Raw genomic sequence first — 19466 nt, 5'->3', positions numbered from 1 at the left:
GTATTATACAACTTACAGTAGTAATACAGACTTTGATACATTAACCTAATATTTAAATTGTGTATCAGTTATAAGAGTGCTATAATTTTATTGATATTTTTTGTATATATAACAAGAAGGTGATTAAATGGATATAAAGACTTTGAAGTATTTTTTACAAATCTGTAAGGACGGTAGTTTTTCAAAGGCTGCTAAAAATCTTTACATATCTCAACAAGGTCTAAGTAAAGCTATAGGCAACTTAGAAAAAGAAATAAATGTAGATCTATTTTATAGACATGCTAACGGTAATGAACTTACTAAATATGGTGAATATTTAAAAAGTAAAGCTATATCTATAGTCTATCAATTTGATATTCTTACAGAAGGTATTAAAGAAATGGTAGATGAAGATAAAGGATATTTAAGAGTTGGGGTTTCCTACGGTGTTATAAATGCCTTATCTATAGATATTATAAAAGAGTTTAACAACTTATACCCAGATATAATATTGACAATAAAGGAGTATACAGACTTTAACTGTGAGGAAGCTGTATTAAATGGCGAGGTTGATTTAGGTTTTGCTATTCATCATTTTGATAGTGATAAATTTAATTCACAATTAGTTAAATCAAAAAAGCTATATGCCCTTATCAATAAAAATCACAATTTATGTGACATAGGAAAAATTGAATTTAAAGACTTAAAGAATGAAAAAATAATTATAAATAGTAATCATTCTAAGCTTCGTCATAATTTTCTTATTAAATGTTTAGAGAATGAATTTGATCCAAACATAGCTATAGAAACCGATGAGATAGTGCTTATACATGATTTAAGTAAGCGCAATGAAGGTATAGGTATTAGCATAAATTTTGCTCATACTCCTAATTGTAAGATTAACTATGTTCCGTTCAAGGATGAAACTTTTGTATGGGATATATATATGATTACTAAAAAAGATATTTATGATAATAAATATATAACGCTATTTAAGAACTTTATATTAAGTCGAGTATAATTTCATAAAAAAAAGATATTATCTCAATCTTGTGATAATATCTTTTTTGCATTTCAATATCTAAAATTTAAAAGTAATAAAGCTATCATATACATAGGCTATCTATAGATATTTTGACTAATAACAATACTATTTCTTTTAATAAATTCATTCTTTAAATATTCATAGTAAGTTCCAGAAGTTATAATTCCACTTATACTAAGAATATCAATTCTCGAATGACCAATTACACGATCTGCTAATAATACGCAATTAGTATTTAATCCGAAATATGTTTTAACCTTTCCTGATTTAAATTTATAAAACTTAGCTCCAGTAGATTTATATAATACACTTGCATAGTCATTATACTCATCTAATCTATCTTTCTCTAACACAATAGGAGGTTTCCATTCTATTAAATTATCTTTTATTTCATTTATTTTTAGATGTTACATGTATAAATACTTCTAAATCTACATCTTCTTCAGGTTTCCTATGAAATCTTTTATAAATTTAGTACCAAATAAAAGAAAATAAATTGCTATAATTATAAGTATTTCATTTAAAATCATATATAATGCAAATACTATCGGCAATATTTATTTAATTCAATCCTCATTATTCTTCTCCTTATGTAGTTGTTTAATTTTTACGTTAACATTATAACATATATTTTTAAATATTATTTTGTTTATATATGCTTTATATAAATCACAAAACTCTATCCAAGATTATATATATTCAGACTATATTTTCAAAATTAGAAATGCAAAATCAAGAAGATTTTTCATTTATCTAATGTTACAATTAGGATATAAACAAAGATTACCTTAATAAAATTTAATTTTAAATAGGAGAAAACATATTATGAAAAAGACATATTTTAATCCAGGTTGTGCTTTAAGTATCTATAAACCAGATATGGAAAACAAAATTTTAAAGTTCTTAAATGAAAGTTATGAAGATGTTGAACTTCACAAAATATGCTGTCAGCATAATCCTCAGCTTGAATCAGGATCATTGATCATCAATGTATGTGCTGGCTGTGATAGACGTTTTAGGAGTTTATATGAAGGTATATCAACAATCTCTATATGGGAAATAATTAATGGGTTAGATGAATTTAATTATCCAGACTACAAAGGCTTAAAAGTATCTGTTCAAGATGCCTGTCCTGTACGTGAAAAACCACAGGTGCATCAAGCTGTACGTAATTTACTAAAAAAGATGAACATCGATATTGTTGAAACAGAGCTTTGTGGCACACGCTCAATTTGCTGTGGAGATAATTTTTATCCATCTCTTCCCGTGGATACAATTCATAGAAAAATGAAAGAAAGAGCAGATTCAATGCCTTGTGATGATGTTTGTGTATATTGTGTTTCTTGTATAAAATCAATGCATATTGGTGGTAAAAATCCAAGACATTTGATGGACCTTTTAATGGGCGAATCAACTGAACCACAGATATCTGATACTATAGAGTGGCATGAACAATTACAAGAATATATTGATGTTCATTAATATATAATAATTATGACATCTGAAGAAAAATGGAAGTCTGTTATTGAAAATAACACAGACAGTGATGGTAAGTTTTTTTATGCGGTAAAAACCACAAATATTTTTTGTAAACCATCCTGCAAGTCAAAAGTGCCACTAAGAAGTAATGTAGATTTTTTTGATAACAAACAACAGGCAATAGATGCTGGTTATAGACCTTGTAAAAGGTGTCGACCTGACCTTCTTAATTTTAATCCATCACAAGAACTTACTAAAAATACTAAGGATATAATTGATAAATATTTTACTGATATAGATGAGCTTGAAAAACAGATTCAAAACCTTGGCGTTAATAAAAATTATCTAAATAAACTTTTCTTGCAATCTTACGAAAAAACTATACCTCAGTATTTGTGCTTTATTCGAATCAAAAAAGCTAAGGTTATGTTACTTGAAGGATCAAAAATTATTGAAACTGCTTTTGATTGTGGATTCAATAGTATGTCTTCTTTTTATTCTAGCTTTAAAAAAGAGACAGGCTGTACTCCTAAGGAGTTTTGCCGAAATCATATTAAAAATACTCATATTCTATAGGATATGAGTATTTTTAATATAAAGATTTGAAACAACAATCATACTCACTATAATATTTATAAAACTGGTTGTTGGTTATTCATTGAATATCCATCATTTCTGATATCACTCATATCTGATGTATAATCTTTTATTTCAACTTTACTAAGTTTTTTAATCGCTCCATAAGGTTCTTTTAACGAAAGCTTATCTCCATTTCCAGAAATAACCCATAAAATTTTATAACCTCTAGGTATTACTTGCAACTTATCTTCACCTTTTCCATCAGTAAAATACACCAATAAATTAATCTTTTTATTATTAGCATATTCAAAAACTGGGGTGAATTTAGTGCCTCCTCTTATATTAATTCGATCTTTTATATCATTTATAGACTTAACTTTATATGCACGTCTAATTTCATTATCACATTCTATTATTGTGATTTCATGATTATAATTTTTTACTATATTAAGCACTTCTTTAATAGCTTGTTTAAATTCTTCATCACTAATACTTCCACTTATATCAAGCGCAACAGCTATTTCTGCTTTATGGCCTCTAAGTTCACCTCTTAAATCTAATCTATTTGGCTGTCTTCTATTTCTTCTTGTTATAGTCTTCTTTTTATTACTTTCAACAGTTCCCATTAACTTCTTAAGATATAAATTCCAAGGTAACTCACCTCTGCTATTTTTAAGTGATGATATGATTCCTTCTAAGTAATCTGGAATTTCACCTTTTTGAGAACTATTTATAAATTTTTCTGTAAATTCTTTAAGCATTTTTTCATCTATATCATTAGAATCTTCCCAAATATCATGAGTTTTTTCTGGACTATATTGAGTTTCTATATCTTCATTTTTATTGCTATCATGTTCTTTTCCATGTTCATCTTCTTCTTGCAAATCTAATTCAATTTGAATTTTTTCTACATAGTATTCAAAAGTTTCATATGGTTCTAGGTTTAGAGAATAATTTAAATTTACTTGTTCTAATGTAGTAGCATACGGTACTAAATTATTCAGATATTTATTTACTACTATATCCATTGCCATATTAATGGCTAGTTTACTGTACTTATCTTTCACTTCTTTTGCTCTTACTAAATGCATCGATACTATATGAAGAATTTCATGTTTAATACTACTTTCCATTTGTTTCATATTAAGATTCAAAAAAATTATTGGATTAAAATATATAACATATTTTGCTCCTCTAAAATTTATAGCAGTTGGGTTACTTATATCAAATTTAATCTCTCTTGATGTTTGAAATAGAAAATATCCATAAAAATTATCTTTTTCTTCCATAAGACTTAAATTAACTTTATCTACAAGATGAAAAAATTCCTCCTTAAAATCTCGTGGTATATCTATCTCAAATCTTTCACCAGCATGATTTGCTTTTAATATAGAATACGTATTTATAATTTCATTTGTTTTATCATAAAGATATTTTGTTTGTTTTTCAAAATAAGTTTCCATATGTTATCCCCTTATTAAACTATAAGTTTCAAAATACAATCCTACAAAAGCTTCATTTTCTATAGCTCTTTTGTAAACTTCTGTATAACTATTTTTAATATCCTTCATAATGCCTACCATTAGGTCAATAGGATATGTTTTTAAAAATTCAATAAATCTATTAATATAATAACTTGAATGATGCTCATCATTTTTTATATTTAATTCTAGTGTTTTTAGAATATTCATTGCCGATAGATAAAGTCTTGTATGACTTTCATTTTTCACTTTTTCTATTACAGATACATTCAATATCTCACCTGAAAAAATATCTTCATAAGATATTAATGGAGTAGAATCTGATTCAACAAAGCTCATAAACTCTTGTGCAATAACTTTTCCTACATTTCCTTTTATAACATTTGAAAACACAGCTCTAGGTATTGAATTTTTTTGTTCCTTGTAAATTTTATAACTCTTAGAAACTCTTTCATAACTTCTTGGAGTTGCTGATACATCCCCTTCATTTGTTTTGTGTAGATATTGTGGAAAAGTTGAAATAAACTCTATAACCTTTTGCTCAATATCTGCACCCATTGCCCAATTTAACCACTGTTTATAATCAGGTTCCATATTTAACCACACAAACCTATTTTCTTGTGCCGCATCCATATCCACAACTTGATAATCAAAGTCTGAACCATATTTACTTGATGGATTCATTGCTGCTAAAATATTTACATCTTCATGTAACTTATATCCATTGATTTCTCTATTTAATATTAAGTTCATAAGTTCCTGTTGTACTGTATGCTCGCAACGATTTATCTCATCTATAAATAAAAGAACGGTATTACCTTTAGATATTTCTTCATCAATTTCTCTTAACCTGTTATGAACTGCATATACTGTACTTTTCTTTTTTATCTCTTGAGAATTAGAATTAACTTCTATATAAGATTCTATAGTTGGGAGACCTCCAATTTCACCTTCTTTAAGTAGATTTCCGTCGATAACAATTAAACTCCAATTATTTTCTTTGGCAAGCTTCTTTGCTAAAGCTGTTTTTCCTATTCCACTTTGTCCAACTACCAAAGGTACTTCTTTTGTAGCTAATACTAAGTCAACGCTCTTTAATGTATCTATAAAATTCATCTTTTTTCTCTCCTACATCATCTTTAATTTTTCATCTACAGCTATTTTTTTTGCCTTTTTACTTCCATATTTATAAATAAACAGTACCTTGTCCATTTTTATAGTTTCACTATTTCTATCTATAGTACTACAATTTAAAAAATCTCTTATATATCTTTCTTCAACATCTTCCTTTGATAGTACATGTTTTAATAGTTCTTCTAATTCAGCCTTAGATATTTTTTTTGCAACGTATTTAATAACTAAAATATTTATCTTTAAAAATTCTAATACTTTATCTTTATCTAAATCAATTATAAAGCTAATAGCCGCCTCATTGTTTTTAATAGCTATAAGTTGTGCACTAAACTTTGGTGATTGTATGTATCTTAATGCATCATAACTTATTTTCACAGCCTCTTCTTGTACACTTTCATAAGGTTCTTTTATATACTTTATGGAATCATAATTTTTTCTTACTGCTATTAATTGTAACTCCTCACTTGGATTTTTTACATATTGGATAGCCCATCCCGATTTATTTAGGGCTAATTTAATTACCTTATCAGTTGGGTTTTTAATATGCTGTAAAATACTCCATCCACTATTTACAGCTTTTATAATCATATCTTCTGTTGGATTATTTATATATTTAATTGCTCTAATATTATTTTCTATTGCTAATTCTTGCATCTCTTTAGTTTGATTTTCTATATATTCTAATACAAGTCCATTTTTTTTAATAGCAAACAACTTCATCTCATCTGTAGGATTGTTTATAGTTGCTATAATGTTAGGATTGTTATTTATCATTTGAATAAGTTTTGATTCTTCCATAATGTGCCTTTCTATGTCTTCTAATTTTTATTTAAATTTAATTATTACTTATTATATTAATATACTTTTTAAATTAATTTAAACATAATAATTATATCAATAATTCATATAATTAAGTTAGTCATATAAAAAAAAGAAGCCATGATTTTATAATCATAGCTTCTTCATATCCTGCAACTATAGGTTCATATAGAAATATATGGCTATATGTTATGCTCTAAAGCACTTTTATTCCTTAGTACTTAATTTTGGTCTAATTACAATCGCTAAAAGTACCAAAATCATACTTATAATCCAAGGCTTTAATCCAAATTTATTAATTGTCAAGTTCACTCCTGATAATGTAATTAAAGCATACTTAATAAGAAGTAATATTGTATTTTTAGACCTTCTCCCAGATAAAAGTATTCTTATACTTAAAGTAAACATCCTTATGCCTATAAATGCCATAAGTATACCTACAATATCTTGAATTATATAATGATAGTGAAACTCCATATTTAACTACCCCTTTATTTATATTACTTCTTCAGATTTCTCAATTATCTTAAGCTCTTCATCTGTATAAGTGTTCATTGTAAATCCAGTCACACCATATATAAATGTTATTATAGGAGTTATCCAACTTAAGAAACAGTATGGGATAAATTCAAATGGACTAACACCTAAAGTTTGACTACAAAATATTGCATTTGAATTCCAAGGAATTAATGGAGAACCAAGTGTTGCAGTATCTTGTATGATTCTAGATAAGTTTTCTGGTTTCAACTTAAAGTCCTTGTATAAGGGTGACATTATAGTACCAACAAATACAGAAGTAAACATCATAGAAGAACTAAACGCATTTGCAAGATAACTAGCAATAAATGTAGATCCAACTAGTTTAGCTCTAGAATTTCCTATTTTACTTAATATAGGTTGTAATAGTACATCTAAAAAACCTGTTTTTTGAAGGATACCAGCTATTACAAATACTACAAATACTAGTAGTACAGTTTCAGCCATGCTCATTATACCTCCACGATTTAGTAATTGGTCTGTATAAGTAAGACCTGTATCTATAGAAAAACCATTAAGCATACAATTTAATAAACTATTAATACTTTCTCCTTCTTGAATAAACGCTATAACTGCACCTAGTATCCCAGAAGCTAATATAGACACTATAGCTGGCTTTTGTAACAATAATAAAGTAAATAAAAATATTATTGGAATTATAGCAACAAAACCGATATTGAAGTTAGTATTTAAGACTTTCATTACTTGATTTATTTGATTGTAGTCTATAGTGTTGTTAGCATATTTAAATCCTATAACTGTATATAAAACAACACAGATTATATAAGCTGGAACTGTTGATAAAGTCATGTGTTTTATATGAGTTATAACATCTGTTTTACAAACAGCAGCTGATAGGTTTGTAGAATCTGAAAGTGGTGATATCTTATCACCGAAGAATGCACCAGATATTATTGCCCCAGCTGTTAAACCAGCAGGAACTCCCATACTAGTACCGATACTCATCATTGCTATACCAGAAGTTCCTAAAGTCCCCCAAGAAGTTCCTGTAGCTAGAGATGTTAACGAACATACTATTAATGTTGTAACTAAGAAATATTTAGGTGTTATTATTGTAAGTCCACCGTAAACTATTGTAGGAATAGTACCAGCTGCTATCCAAGTAGCAATTAATACTCCAACAGAAAGTATAATTATATTAGATTGAAAAGCTCCCTTTCCGACTTCAAATCCTAATTCCTCAATTTCGCTATTAGTATATCCTAATTTCATAGCAGCTGGTACTACTATTAACCATGATAATAAAAACATCGTTGTTATAGATGCCTTAAATACAACCATGCCAACTGTAGTTAAAGATATGATTGCAAGCATTACTAAAGCTGCAAACTGAAATGTGGGTTTTCTCTTTTCTATATTTTTACTCATATTAGCTCTCCATCTATTTTATATTTTTTATATACTTTAATTATTTTGTAAATACTCTTGATAACGTTTTAATTTTATACTAATCTAGCTTAAATAATTTTTAGCTAGATTAGTTTATATAATTAGTTCATTATAGCTTTCTTAATTCTACTTAATCCATCTTCAACCATAGCCCTTGGACAAGCAAGATTTATTCTTTGATATCCTTTTCCACCAGTACCAAAAGATTCTCCACTATTTAAAGCTACCTTACCCTTGTCAACCAAGGCTTTTGCAACTTCTTCATCACTTAAACCCGTTTCACTAAAATCTACCCATAATAAATATGTTCCTTCTGGTTTTCTAACCTTTAAAGATGGTATATTTTCATTTATATATTTTATAGCAAAATCCATATTTTCTTCTATATATTTAAGATATTCATTTAGCCAATCTTCTCCGTGATTGTAAGCAGCTTCTGTAGCTACTAAGCTAAATGCATTATTTCTTCTTATATCTAGTCTAATAAAAGCATTGTCTAGTATTTGGTAGTGCTCTTCATTAGGTAATATAACTTGAGATGTTTGAAGTCCTGCTATATTAAATGTTTTAGTTGGAGCCATACAAGTTATACTATTTTGTTCAAATTCTTCGCTTATTGAACCAAACGGAATATGTTTATGATTTTTAAATATTATATCACTATGTATTTCATCTGATATTACTAATACATTGTGTCTAATACATATATCTCCTAGTTTTTTTAACTCTTCTTTAGTCCAAACTCTACCTACTGGATTGTGAGGATTACAAAGTATAAACACTTTTACATCTTTAATTTTTGATTCTATATCCTCATAGTCCATAACATAATTTCCATCTTCTAATTTAATTAATGGACTTATTACAAGATCTCTTTTATTTTGTTTTACAACACTATTAAATGGGCTGTAAACTGGTTCTTGGATCATTATTTTATCATTTTCTTTAGTCATTTCTTGTATTAATATACTTATTGTTGGGATGACCCCTGGACTAAATATTAGCCACTTTGGATTTATCTTCCATCCATATCGTCTATCTGTCCAACTTGCAATAGATTCATTGTAAGATGCTGGTCTAGTTGTATATCCATAAATACCTTGCTCTAGTCTATCTCTAAGTGCATCAATTATACATGGTGCTGTTTTAAAATCCATATCTGCTATCCACATAGGTAAAAGATCATTCGTTCCATATTTTTTATCCATTTCCGACCACTTTGCTGCAAAATTATTACTTCTGTCAATTACATCATCAAAATTATTAATCATAATTGGTATACCTCCAGTATTTTTTAATTACACTTTAGATATAAAGCAATATGTGTGCCAAAATTTATATTTTAATACTTTTTATTATTTTTATATAAAAACCTTGTAATTGTAAGGAATACATTTTCATTTTTTATTTTTGTATCTATAAGGAAATATTATTTTTACAATTTTTTTCCTTTTTTATTATATTTTAACCCATTAATGGAATAAAAGGGGTTAATAGGTGTACTATTAACCCCTTTAAACCCTTTCAAAGCTTTTATTCATATTCTAACATTTATATTGGTTCAAAAATTCTATTCCTTTTTTAGTGATTATAGAACCACCACGACCAGCTAAAATTTTTACAAGCTCAAATCCTTGAAGCTCTAGAAGAATACTCCTTATTTGTTGCTCTGTTAAAAATACTTGTTCTTCTAGTGCATATTCATATATCTTTCTTCTTCCTATTCTTTGCTTAAGATTATAAGCTTGATTTATTTTTTCTAATACAAAAATATAGTCGTTTAAATCTCTCTTAAAGTTTAGTTTTTGATAAGATTTCTCCGCTTCTAGTATTTTATCGCATTGATTTTCAGGTCTTATTGACTCAAGGATATAATCAGGTAAATCAGACACCTCTATTACACTTTTACCTGCATAAGAACAATATTCAGCTAAATTTCTTAATTCCCTTATATTCCCTTCCCAGTTGTATTTTCTAAATATATCTACAACTTCATCAGAAAGTTTAAAGTGAACATCTAAATTTTTTTTAAATGATTCAAGTATTAAAAATATATCATCTGCACGATCTCTAAGTGGACTAATTTTTAATGGGAGCACATTTAATCTATAAAATAAATCTTTTCTAAATTTATTTTTACAAATTAATTTTCTTAAATCTCTATTTGTTGCTGCTATAATTCTTATATCTACATCAATAACTTTATCTGACCCAACTCTTCTAATTTGCTTTTCTTGTATAACTCTAAGAAGCATTGCTTGAGAACTTAAATCCATCTCTCCAACCTCATCTAAAAATATAGTTCCATTGTTAGCAAGTTCAAATAATCCCTTTTTCCCACCTTTTTTAGCACCTGTAAAAGCACCCTCATCATATCCAAATAGTTCACTTTGTAAAAGCCCATCTTGGAAAGTACTACAGTTTACTGCAACAAATGGACCTTGTTTCCTAGATGATGCACCATGTATCGATTGAGTAAAAAGTTCCTTACCTGTACCACTTTCACCTATTATTAATATAGATGAGTTTGACTGTGCCATTTTATAGGCAATTTTTTTAGTATTTAAAATATCTTCACTACACCCTATTATGTCATCAAAGTTATATTTGCTTACATTTCCAGAGTCCATAAGCTGAGCTCTAAGTTTTGCTTGTTTTTTTTCAGCCTCATAGAACTTAGCAACCTTTATTATATATCCACTAAAAACATTTATATCTGTATATCTAATCTCTAGAGTTATATCTATATTGTTTACTTTAATAAGCTTTTGTAAATTAACATTTTGCTTGTTTTTTACCTGGCTAAAATCAAAAGATTTTATATAATCTCCAATATATTTTCCAATCATGTCATTATCATTTATAGCTAATATTTCTCTAGCCATATGACTATAAAACTGTACTGTTCCATCTTCGCTTACACATATTAGACCTTCATCTATAGAAGATAATAAAAAATCAAACTTATTTTCTAATTTAATTTGGCTGATTAAAAGCTTTTCTGTGATATAACTAGTTGGAACAACTCTATCTATAAATTTTTTCAATAAATCTTCTTTTATTAAGTGTTCTAAGTTTAACTTAATGGCTATATCGACTATACCACCTAAATCTATTATCCTATATCCAAGGTTTATTATTTTGCAGTTATGAGATTCTATTAAAACTTCTTCTCCTGGTGTTAAAACTACAGAATTAGGTAAAATATTATCAGAACCAGGGTAGCTTGGTATAAGATTAGGTATATTAATTCCAAGTCTGTGTATGATTGTTATAGTTTCAAGTGCCATACTTCTAGACAAGTTGTACACAAATACAGTCATATTCTTATCTACATTTGAAATCTTTTTAAAATTAGATTTTTCAAAAGTTAATTTAGGTATAATTATTTGTGCATCCTTTGTACACATTGATAAGATTTCATCATATTTTAACTTTACAGAAATAACGATTACCTTTTCATATAAAAACGTAATATTTCCCTCTTCAAAAGAGTACAAATTTATTTTTATATTATCTCCTAAAAAATATCTTATTTGATTTGCATAAATCTCACCTGCATCTTTTTTTAGTGTTATTATAGCTAGTTCTCTTATTTCCATAGTTACTCCTTACACCCTATTAATATATTTCTTACAACCGATTATATCAATAACATACCTAAAAATCAAAACATAAGTATTATTTTTCTAAACTCATCCATATTACTATTATACATAAGTTTTCCACAGATTTTAAATCAATATAATCCCCTTGTAATCTAAAAATAGATAATAGAAGCTTAAACACAAGTTAAGAAACTATTATCTATTAAAATCATCTTTATTTTTTAATAATTAAACCCTATTACTTAAATATCATTTAAATTTAACCTCACCTCAAATACCGTACAATCATAATCGCTAGAAACATAAATATTACCATCATGCATTTCTATAATATTTTTAGTAATAGCTAATCCTAGACCTGATCCACCATCATTTCGATTTCTAGACTTTTCTACTCTATAAAGCCTATCAAATATATAAGGTAAGTCAATAGTTGGTATAGACTCCCCATAATTTATAATTTTAACTATAGCCACATTATCTTTTCTTTTAGTTACAATATCAATATAGTTACCATCTTTTCCGTATTTAATAGCATTAGTAATTAAGTTCTCAAAAGCTCTTACTAACTTAATTGGATCAGCTTTTATTATAAGTTTATCTTGTGAAAAATTCAGCCTGCATTTTACATTTTCATTTTCAAACATATATTCAAATTGAGATGCTATTTGGCCTAATAGTTCAACTAAATCTATTTGAGTTAGATTTAGAGTCATAGTGTTATTTTGCATTTTAGTAAGATCAAATAAATCATTTATAAGTACGTTTAACATTTTTGATTTCTCATAAGCTATACTTGTATAATACCTAAGTTTAACTTCATCCTTATATTTATCATCCTCAATAATACTTAAATACCCTATTATGGATGTTAAAGGTGTTCTAAGATCATGAGAAACATTAGTAATCAAATCCGTCTTAGTTTGTTGGGCCTTTCTCTCTTCTATTGTTATATTTCTTAATTGAGTAACTATGTTATTAATATTGTTTGCTAATTTTTTGATATTTCCAGAAGCATTTAAATCTATTATATTATTTATATTTCCATTTGCCATTTTATCTACATTTTCTATTAGTGATATTATATTCTTACTTTTTTTGTATGATAGAGTTATATATATACACATTGATATTATTAAAAATATAATTAGGTAAATTGAGTCACCATTTAAAAGATTTTTTAGATACATAAAATAGTAAACTAAGTAATGAATTAAACTATATTTAGATTTTCTATATAATGTATCTGCTATTATATATGCAATATATAGAATAATGCCTGATAAAGTACAGCTGAAAATAATATACATAATTGGCGTAAACATATATCTTAATATAGGCAAATTAGCCTTTATCTTATTTTTCAATTTTATAGCCAACCCCCCATATCGTATGGATTATCTTTTGACCATTCATATGTTTTTCAATTTTATCTCTTATTCTACTAATATGGACCATAACTGTATTATTAGACTGATAATACTCTTCTTTCCATACTTTTCTAAAAATTTTTTCAGAACTAAGTACTGTTCCCCTATTAATAGCCAATAAGCATAAAATATCAAACTCTCTAGATGTTAAAGGTACTTCTTCTCCATCTAAAATAACCTTATGCTGGCTTTTATCTATAGTTAAATTCTCTATAGTTATAACGTTATTTGAACTTGGAGCATTATTAAAATAATATGCTCTCCTCAAAAGAGCTTTTACTCTAACAACTAATTCTAAAGTATTAAATGGCTTTGTAATATAATCGTCAGCACCAGTCATTATACCTTGGATTTTATCCATGTCTTCAGATTTAGCACTAAGCATAAGAATCGGTATATTTAATTTTCTTCTAATCTTACTACACACTTCTATACCATTTAACCTTGGCATCATTACATCTAATATAATTAGTTGAACATCTTCTTTTTCTAAAATATTAAGAGCATCCTGCCCATCACATGCTTTTACAACTCTAAACCCTTCATTAGAAAGACATATTTCTAAAAGGTTTCTTATTTCTTCATCATCGTCTACAACAAGAATTTTATTTTTCAATTTTAAAGTTACCTCCCGCTTAGTTTATTTATTTTCTATAAACTCTTCAAATGTTATTTGCTCCTCATAAATCTTCTTAGCAGTTTCTTCTCCTACATATCTTATGTGCCATGGCTCATACGCTACTCCTGTTATATTTTCCTTATTTTCAGGATATCTAAGAATAAATCCATGATGATGTGCATTTTCAGCTAGCCATTGTGCTTCCTTAGCAGACTTAACAAACCATCTATCTCCATTAGTTACATCTATTGCTAATCCTGTTTGGTGCTCACTTTTTCCAGGTTTCGCAACATATCTATCTGCTTCTTTTTTCCCTACAGCTATAATTTTACTGTAATATATATCTTTTTGTAAATCATATGATCTATATGCTGACATCCCTAAAAGCTTTATTCCTTCTTTTTGTGCAGAATTAAATAACTCCTCTATAGCCTTTGAACTTTCTGATTTCATATATCTCTCTTCATCACTAGCACTATCTGAAAAAGGTATATTCAGCTTTACTAGGCTGTCAGGTTTATAATTTAAAGTTAATGGATTTTCCTTATTAACTAAAATTAAATTTGACCCAACTTCTTGAACCTGTTTATTATTTTCAAAATTCTGCTCTAAGTTGTTATATTTATCATTTATAAAAAATGTTGATACTGATAATACTCCTGCTAATATTATTGCTTTAAATTTAAATTTCATATCTGAACTCCCCTTAATGTTTTTATAAGGTAATTTTAAAGCCTACACATTAATTAATTTATAAGCAAATCTTAAGTTTTATTAAGAAATTAAATTCTTATTTAGAATATGTTCGATAATAAAAATACATAAGTACATATAACCCCTTATCTTAAATTTAGGAATATATTTAATATCTCCAAAACTAAAGTTTTCAAAAGTACATGTTAAAAATATTTTTAGAATTAATCCTAAAAATTTATTTTTATTAATTTTTAGATTTCTGTAAAATATATATACGTACTAGCCTTGTATACCGAAATAAAACTATTTTACACAAGTTTTCCACAGATTTTAAATCAATATAATCCCATTGTAATAAAAAAATTGGGTATCAAAATGTTTAATTTTGATACCCAATTTTAAATTATGTTACTTTATACTATTTGATATTCCTGTAAATATTACACCTAATCCATAAGCACCTGCATCTGGATGTCCTAAACTTCTCTCACCTACAGTACCTGCACGTCCCATACGTGCTACTATTTGCTCAGTTGATTTTGCCCCTTCTACAGAAACTTTTGCGCCTTTTTCAAAAGCTTCTTTGAAATTACCGCCTTCTTTTGAAACATTTGTCCAAGAATCAGCACATGGTGCTAGTGCATCTATAAGAGTTTTATCTCCAACTACTGCTCCACGGCCAAATGAACGCTCACCTGTATCTTGTATTCCTTTAACTGCTGCTTGCATCATATTTGCAAAATCACTAATATTTAATTCATTTTTATTTCCAACTGATTTAGATGCTGCTCTAAATGCAGATCCCCATATTGGTCCAGATGCTCCACCACAGTGTTCCATTATTACCATAGAGCAATCATCTAAAAATTCACCTATATTTAAATCTTTCTTAGAAAGTATTTCTTTCCATTCTCTTTTTAATTGTTTAAATCCTTTGGCAACACTCATACCAAAGTCTCCATCTCCAGCGAAAGAATCTAATTCACAGAAAGGAACTTCATTTTCTATTATAATTTCACTCATTTTGTCTACTATGTAAGCCATGTTACCTAAAGTTACTTTTTCATCAACTATATTAGCTAAATCTTCATCAGTTTCTAAGTCAAAACATGTTGTTGCTAGTTCGTCATTATTACCTTCTATAGGAGTATACTCTACTGCTTCAACAGGTCCATTAACTTTAAATGCAGGAGTATCACTTTCTTTTGATAATAATTTCTTTAACTCATCATCCAGCTTCATTATTGATACTGAAGCACCTGCCATATCAATACTTGTCATATAGTTTCCAACAAAAGTTCTGCATATTTTAATATTTCGCTCTGCTAATTCACGAGTAACAGAATTATTAAATAAGTATAATTCTTGTAGAGGTGTTGCCCCAAATCCATTTATTAATAAAGCAATTTCTTCTTGTCCATCTTCTATTTTCATATCTTTTAAAATAGCATTTACTATTCTTTTAGACAAATCATCTGCTGTAGTCATTTTTTCTCTTTTTATACCAGGTTCACCATGTATACCAACACCAAACTCTAATTCATCTTCAGCTATATCAAATGTTGGAGTTCCTTTAGCTGGTACTGTACAAGATGTTAATCCAAAACCTAAACTTCTAACATTATCTATTGCCTTTTGAGCAACTGCCTTAACTTCTCCTAGGGACATCCCCATCTCAGCTGCTGCTCCAGCTATTTTATGTACAAGTACTGTTCCTGCTACTCCACGGCGTCCTACTGTATATAAACTATCTTCAACTGCTATATCATCATCCACTTTAACATAATCAACTTTTATTCCATCCTCACTTGATAAGTGAGCAGCATTTTTAAAGTTCATCATATCTCCACTGTAGTTTTTAATTATAAGTAATGTTCCTTTTTCACTAGCAGTAGCTTTTATCGCTTGATATACTTGTATTTGAGATGGAGAAGCAAATACATCCCCACAAACAGCTGCATCTAACATCCCTTTTCCTATAAACCCTGCATGTGCTGGTTCATGTCCACTTCCACCACCACTTATTAAACTAACTTTGTTTTGATTTATATCTTTTTTCTTCATTACTTTATATTTTTTAACAAATTCTAATTCTGGATGAGCCATTGCTATTCCGTTGCACATCTCCATTACCACAGTTTCAGGTCTATTAATTAGCTTTTTCATATACTCCACCTCTTATGTCTTTATTTTATTTTAAACCCTTTTTAGCTTTGTAGTTTTTCCCTAATTGGTCAGCTGTTATTATTGCAGCAGCTACTGACTCAACACTTATTGGGAATGGCATAGAATGTACTGATTCTTCTGGTATACAAGATTTTTGTGCTACTTCTATAAGTTCTTTATCACTTATTTCATCTACGCCTATATCAGATAAACAAACTGGAAGTCCTACTTCTAAGCAGAAATCTAAAACTTCATTTATTTCACTTTCAGGTGCATTTTCAAGTACTAACTGCGCTAATGTTCCAAAAGCAACTTTTTCACCGTGGAAGTATTTATGTGTTCCTTCTAACATAGTTAATCCATCATGTATTGCATGAGCACCAGCTAGTCCACCACTTTCAAATCCAAGGCCTGATAAAAGTATATTTGCTTCTATTATATTTTCAAGTGCTGGAGTTACTAAGTTGCAATCTGAAGATATTTTTGCTTTTGACCCATCATTTAAAAGAGTTTCATAACATAATTTTGCAAGCGCAAGTGCTGTGTTAGTTCCTTTAGCCGGACCACATACTCCTTCTCTTACTCCACAAGGTAGACCCGCATTAACATTTGAGTAAGAATTTGATGTAGCTCTTGCTTCAAAGTAAGTAGATAATGCATCTCCCATTCCTGATACTAAGAAACGAGTAGGTGCTTTTGCTATTACTGTTGTATCTATAAGTACTACACTTGGACTTTGCTTGAAGTATGCATAATCATCAAATGCTCCATCTGGAGTATAAAGTACCGCTGAGTGACTTGTTGGTGCATCTGTAGCAGCTATAGTAGGAACTATTATTAAAGCTTCTCCTTCTGCAACACACTTAGCAGTGTCTATTGCCTTTCCACCACCAAGACCTATTGTACATGCACATTCATTTTTTCTAGCAATTTCTTGTAATCTTGCTACTTCTTGTCTTGAACATTCTCCTGTAAATCCACTTTCTATAAATTTAACTCCGAATTTTTTAGCTGTTTCATCTAATTTATTTTTAACACGAGCTACATCATCTGGATGAGCTATTAATAATGCTGATTCTCCAAAAGTTTTTATAAAATAACCTAGGTTTAATAATTCATCTTCCCCTTGAACGTATTTTGTTGGACATATAAATGCTTTTCTCATATAAATTTACTCCCGTCTATTTTTAATTTATTTTCGTTATTTAATCTTAACTACATTATAATACCGTTTTCCTTTTTGTACATTAGACTCACATGTCATAATATTACAATTTACAATCGTAATTTTATTAACTAAAATCATAAAATTGTAATTTTACTACTTTTCGTTAACATCTTAACCATTTACATGTATATATCTAATGTTTCTAACTTATCGCTATATTTAATTATTTTTATAATACTTTCTATATATAGATGGAGTAACACCCTCATATTTTTTAAATATTTTTATAAAATATCCAGGTTCATTAAATCCAATCTCTTCACTTATTTGATTAACACTCATATCAGTTTCTTCTAAAATATTTTTTGCCCATTGAATCTTTAATCTAGATAGATAATTTGAAAAACTATCTCCCATTTCCTTTGCAAACAATCGACTAAAATAACTTTGGCTTATATGACAGATTTTTGCCATTTTTTCAGCAGATATATTTTCACTTTTGTTTTGATAAATATACTCTATCGCTGGCTTTAAAGTTGAACTTATATTTGTCTTTATTTCATCGTCTTTGAAATCTGGCACACATGCATCTATAATAGCATTTGATATCTCTTTTTTGATATTTTGAATATTTTTAGCTGTATAACCTTTAAAATCACTAGACTCTAATTGAGTTTCGCTACCAATTGATTTTTTATACATTTCTAAGATTAAGTTTTTATCTAGTGCTTCTTCTACTAAGTAATTGCATAATGAAGATAACATATTGGCAATATTTTTTACTTCTTTGTATGAGAGGATTGGTAATTCTTCATAGTATTCTCTAAGTTCATTAAGTACTTTATTAGCTAATGGTTCATGTGAAGTTGTAACTATTTTCTCCATGCCTTCAGTTGTATCATAGTCTGATAACTTCACTTGACCAGCCATTATTGCCCCCATATATCTTCCCTCTATAATAATAGGTACCGCAACGTCTACTATATTGTAGTGACATAGATATATATAAGGTTCATTCAAACGTACCGCTTCTAATCCACCTCTTGAGTCACATTTTTGACAGTATTTTACCATCTGAGGATGAGCTCTTACTAATTCGCAGAACTTATAGCATCTACTATGCTTGGTAATTGGGTTTCCTTTATAATCAACAGTAATTATAGCTATATTTGTAACTAAAGATAAATCATCTTGTAACTTCTGCCACTTTTTGAAATCGATTACTTTCTCTAAGTTTAATTTGTCTTTTTTCAATTCAACACCCCCGAACATAGTATGATTATGTCTAATTTTATCATAAAATGAGTTTCTATTTA

The 19466-nt window shown here is 28.2% G+C and carries 17 protein-coding genes; 3 read left to right on the top strand and 14 right to left on the bottom strand.

Going from position 1 to position 19466, the window contains the following annotated elements:
• The first annotated feature begins 127 nt into the window (after positions 1-127).
• The gene (locus QOZ84_RS09150) at positions 128-1000 is read left to right on the top strand and encodes a LysR family transcriptional regulator (RefSeq protein ID WP_284132652.1); all 873 of its coding nucleotides are present in this window, start codon (positions 128-130) and stop codon (positions 998-1000) included.
• Positions 1001-1098: 98 nt separating this feature from the next.
• Here the strand turns inward: QOZ84_RS09150 and QOZ84_RS09145 are convergent, their stop codons facing one another.
• Entirely contained in the window at positions 1099-1377 is a 279-nt protein-coding gene (locus QOZ84_RS09145) for a hypothetical protein (protein ID WP_284132651.1), read from the bottom strand.
• A gap of 472 nt (positions 1378-1849) precedes the next feature.
• On the opposite strand from QOZ84_RS09145, the gene QOZ84_RS09140 reads away from it, so the two are divergent.
• Both QOZ84_RS09140 and QOZ84_RS09135 read left to right on the top strand, forming a co-directional pair.
• Entirely contained in the window at positions 1850-2506 is a 657-nt protein-coding gene (locus tag QOZ84_RS09140) for a (Fe-S)-binding protein (RefSeq protein WP_284132650.1), read from the top strand.
• A gap of 12 nt (positions 2507-2518) precedes the next feature.
• Entirely contained in the window at positions 2519-3079 is a 561-nt protein-coding gene (locus QOZ84_RS09135; RefSeq protein WP_284132649.1) for an Ada metal-binding domain-containing protein, read from the top strand.
• Between the two features lie 56 nt (positions 3080-3135).
• On the opposite strand, the gene QOZ84_RS09130 is transcribed toward QOZ84_RS09135, so the two are convergent.
• The 13 genes from QOZ84_RS09130 to QOZ84_RS09070 form a co-directional block, all read right to left on the bottom strand.
• Complete coding sequence (locus QOZ84_RS09130) at positions 3136-4545, bottom strand: vWA domain-containing protein (RefSeq protein ID WP_284132648.1); 1410 nt, start codon at positions 4543-4545, stop codon at positions 3136-3138.
• A gap of 3 nt (positions 4546-4548) precedes the next feature.
• Positions 4549-5679 carry an ATP-binding protein gene (locus QOZ84_RS09125; protein WP_284132647.1) on the bottom strand — a complete coding sequence of 377 codons (1131 nt, stop codon included), beginning with the start codon at positions 5677-5679 and terminating at the stop codon, positions 4549-4551.
• A 12-nt stretch (positions 5680-5691) separates the two neighbouring features.
• Entirely contained in the window at positions 5692-6495 is an 804-nt protein-coding gene (locus tag QOZ84_RS09120) for a hypothetical protein (RefSeq protein ID WP_284132646.1), read from the bottom strand.
• Positions 6496-6723: 228 nt separating this feature from the next.
• Positions 6724-6993 (bottom strand): hypothetical protein, encoded by a 270-nt coding sequence (locus QOZ84_RS09115; protein ID WP_284132645.1) that lies wholly within the window; start codon positions 6991-6993, stop codon positions 6724-6726.
• 18 nt (positions 6994-7011) lie between these two features.
• Positions 7012-8442: a Na+/H+ antiporter NhaC gene (gene nhaC / locus QOZ84_RS09110; RefSeq protein WP_284132644.1), complete on the bottom strand. Its 1431-nt coding sequence runs from the start codon at positions 8440-8442 to the stop codon at positions 7012-7014.
• A 122-nt stretch (positions 8443-8564) separates the two neighbouring features.
• On the bottom strand, positions 8565-9734 hold the full coding sequence (locus QOZ84_RS09105; protein WP_284132643.1) for a MalY/PatB family protein: 1170 nt from the start codon (positions 9732-9734) through the stop codon (positions 8565-8567).
• A 273-nt stretch (positions 9735-10007) separates the two neighbouring features.
• Complete coding sequence (locus QOZ84_RS09100) at positions 10008-12065, bottom strand: sigma-54 interaction domain-containing protein (RefSeq protein WP_284132642.1); 2058 nt, start codon at positions 12063-12065, stop codon at positions 10008-10010.
• A 248-nt stretch (positions 12066-12313) separates the two neighbouring features.
• Positions 12314-13438, bottom strand: coding sequence for a sensor histidine kinase (locus tag QOZ84_RS09095; protein WP_331496546.1), 1125 nt, complete (start codon positions 13436-13438; stop codon positions 12314-12316).
• Positions 13428-14117 (bottom strand): response regulator transcription factor, encoded by a 690-nt coding sequence (locus QOZ84_RS09090; RefSeq protein WP_284132641.1) that lies wholly within the window; start codon positions 14115-14117, stop codon positions 13428-13430. The genes QOZ84_RS09095 and QOZ84_RS09090 overlap by 11 nt, the downstream gene beginning before the upstream one ends.
• Positions 14118-14141: 24 nt before the next feature.
• The gene (locus tag QOZ84_RS09085) at positions 14142-14813 is read right to left on the bottom strand and encodes a M15 family metallopeptidase (RefSeq protein WP_284132640.1); all 672 of its coding nucleotides are present in this window, start codon (positions 14811-14813) and stop codon (positions 14142-14144) included.
• Positions 14814-15224: 411 nt separating this feature from the next.
• The gene (gene dhaK, locus QOZ84_RS09080; RefSeq protein WP_284132639.1) at positions 15225-16982 is read right to left on the bottom strand and encodes a dihydroxyacetone kinase subunit DhaK; all 1758 of its coding nucleotides are present in this window, start codon (positions 16980-16982) and stop codon (positions 15225-15227) included.
• A gap of 25 nt (positions 16983-17007) precedes the next feature.
• Positions 17008-18147 (bottom strand): glycerol dehydrogenase, encoded by a 1140-nt coding sequence (locus tag QOZ84_RS09075; RefSeq protein ID WP_284132638.1) that lies wholly within the window; start codon positions 18145-18147, stop codon positions 17008-17010.
• A gap of 222 nt (positions 18148-18369) precedes the next feature.
• Complete coding sequence (locus QOZ84_RS09070; protein WP_284132637.1) at positions 18370-19404, bottom strand: PocR ligand-binding domain-containing protein; 1035 nt, start codon at positions 19402-19404, stop codon at positions 18370-18372.
• Between the last annotated feature and the right edge of the window lie 62 nt (positions 19405-19466).

The sequence above is a fragment of the Romboutsia sedimentorum genome (genome assembly GCF_030131845.1).
Taxonomy (GTDB): domain Bacteria; phylum Bacillota; class Clostridia; order Peptostreptococcales; family Peptostreptococcaceae; genus Romboutsia_D; species Romboutsia_D sedimentorum.
The sequence above is the reverse complement of the archived record's forward strand: the minus strand, read 5'-3'. Positions and strand labels throughout refer to the sequence as shown.

Coding starts and splice junctions, on each gene's coding strand:
- QOZ84_RS09130 (WP_284132648.1), bottom strand. CDS start 4,545: ATGGAAACTTATTTTGAAAAACAAACAAAATATCTTTATGATAAAACA.
- dhaK (WP_284132639.1), bottom strand. CDS start 16,982: ATGAAAAAGCTAATTAATAGACCTGAAACTGTGGTAATGGAGATGTGC.
- QOZ84_RS09150 (WP_284132652.1), top strand. CDS start 128: ATGGATATAAAGACTTTGAAGTATTTTTTACAAATCTGTAAGGACGGT.
- QOZ84_RS09105 (WP_284132643.1), bottom strand. CDS start 9,734: ATGATTAATAATTTTGATGATGTAATTGACAGAAGTAATAATTTTGCA.
- QOZ84_RS09140 (WP_284132650.1), top strand. CDS start 1,850: ATGAAAAAGACATATTTTAATCCAGGTTGTGCTTTAAGTATCTATAAA.
- QOZ84_RS09115 (WP_284132645.1), bottom strand. CDS start 6,993: ATGGAGTTTCACTATCATTATATAATTCAAGATATTGTAGGTATACTT.
- QOZ84_RS09120 (WP_284132646.1), bottom strand. CDS start 6,495: ATGGAAGAATCAAAACTTATTCAAATGATAAATAACAATCCTAACATT.
- QOZ84_RS09125 (WP_284132647.1), bottom strand. CDS start 5,679: ATGAATTTTATAGATACATTAAAGAGCGTTGACTTAGTATTAGCTACA.
- QOZ84_RS09135 (WP_284132649.1), top strand. CDS start 2,519: ATGACATCTGAAGAAAAATGGAAGTCTGTTATTGAAAATAACACAGAC.
- QOZ84_RS09085 (WP_284132640.1), bottom strand. CDS start 14,813: ATGAAATTTAAATTTAAAGCAATAATATTAGCAGGAGTATTATCAGTA.
- QOZ84_RS09075 (WP_284132638.1), bottom strand. CDS start 18,147: ATGAGAAAAGCATTTATATGTCCAACAAAATACGTTCAAGGGGAAGAT.
- nhaC (WP_284132644.1), bottom strand. CDS start 8,442: ATGAGTAAAAATATAGAAAAGAGAAAACCCACATTTCAGTTTGCAGCT.
- QOZ84_RS09100 (WP_284132642.1), bottom strand. CDS start 12,065: ATGGAAATAAGAGAACTAGCTATAATAACACTAAAAAAAGATGCAGGT.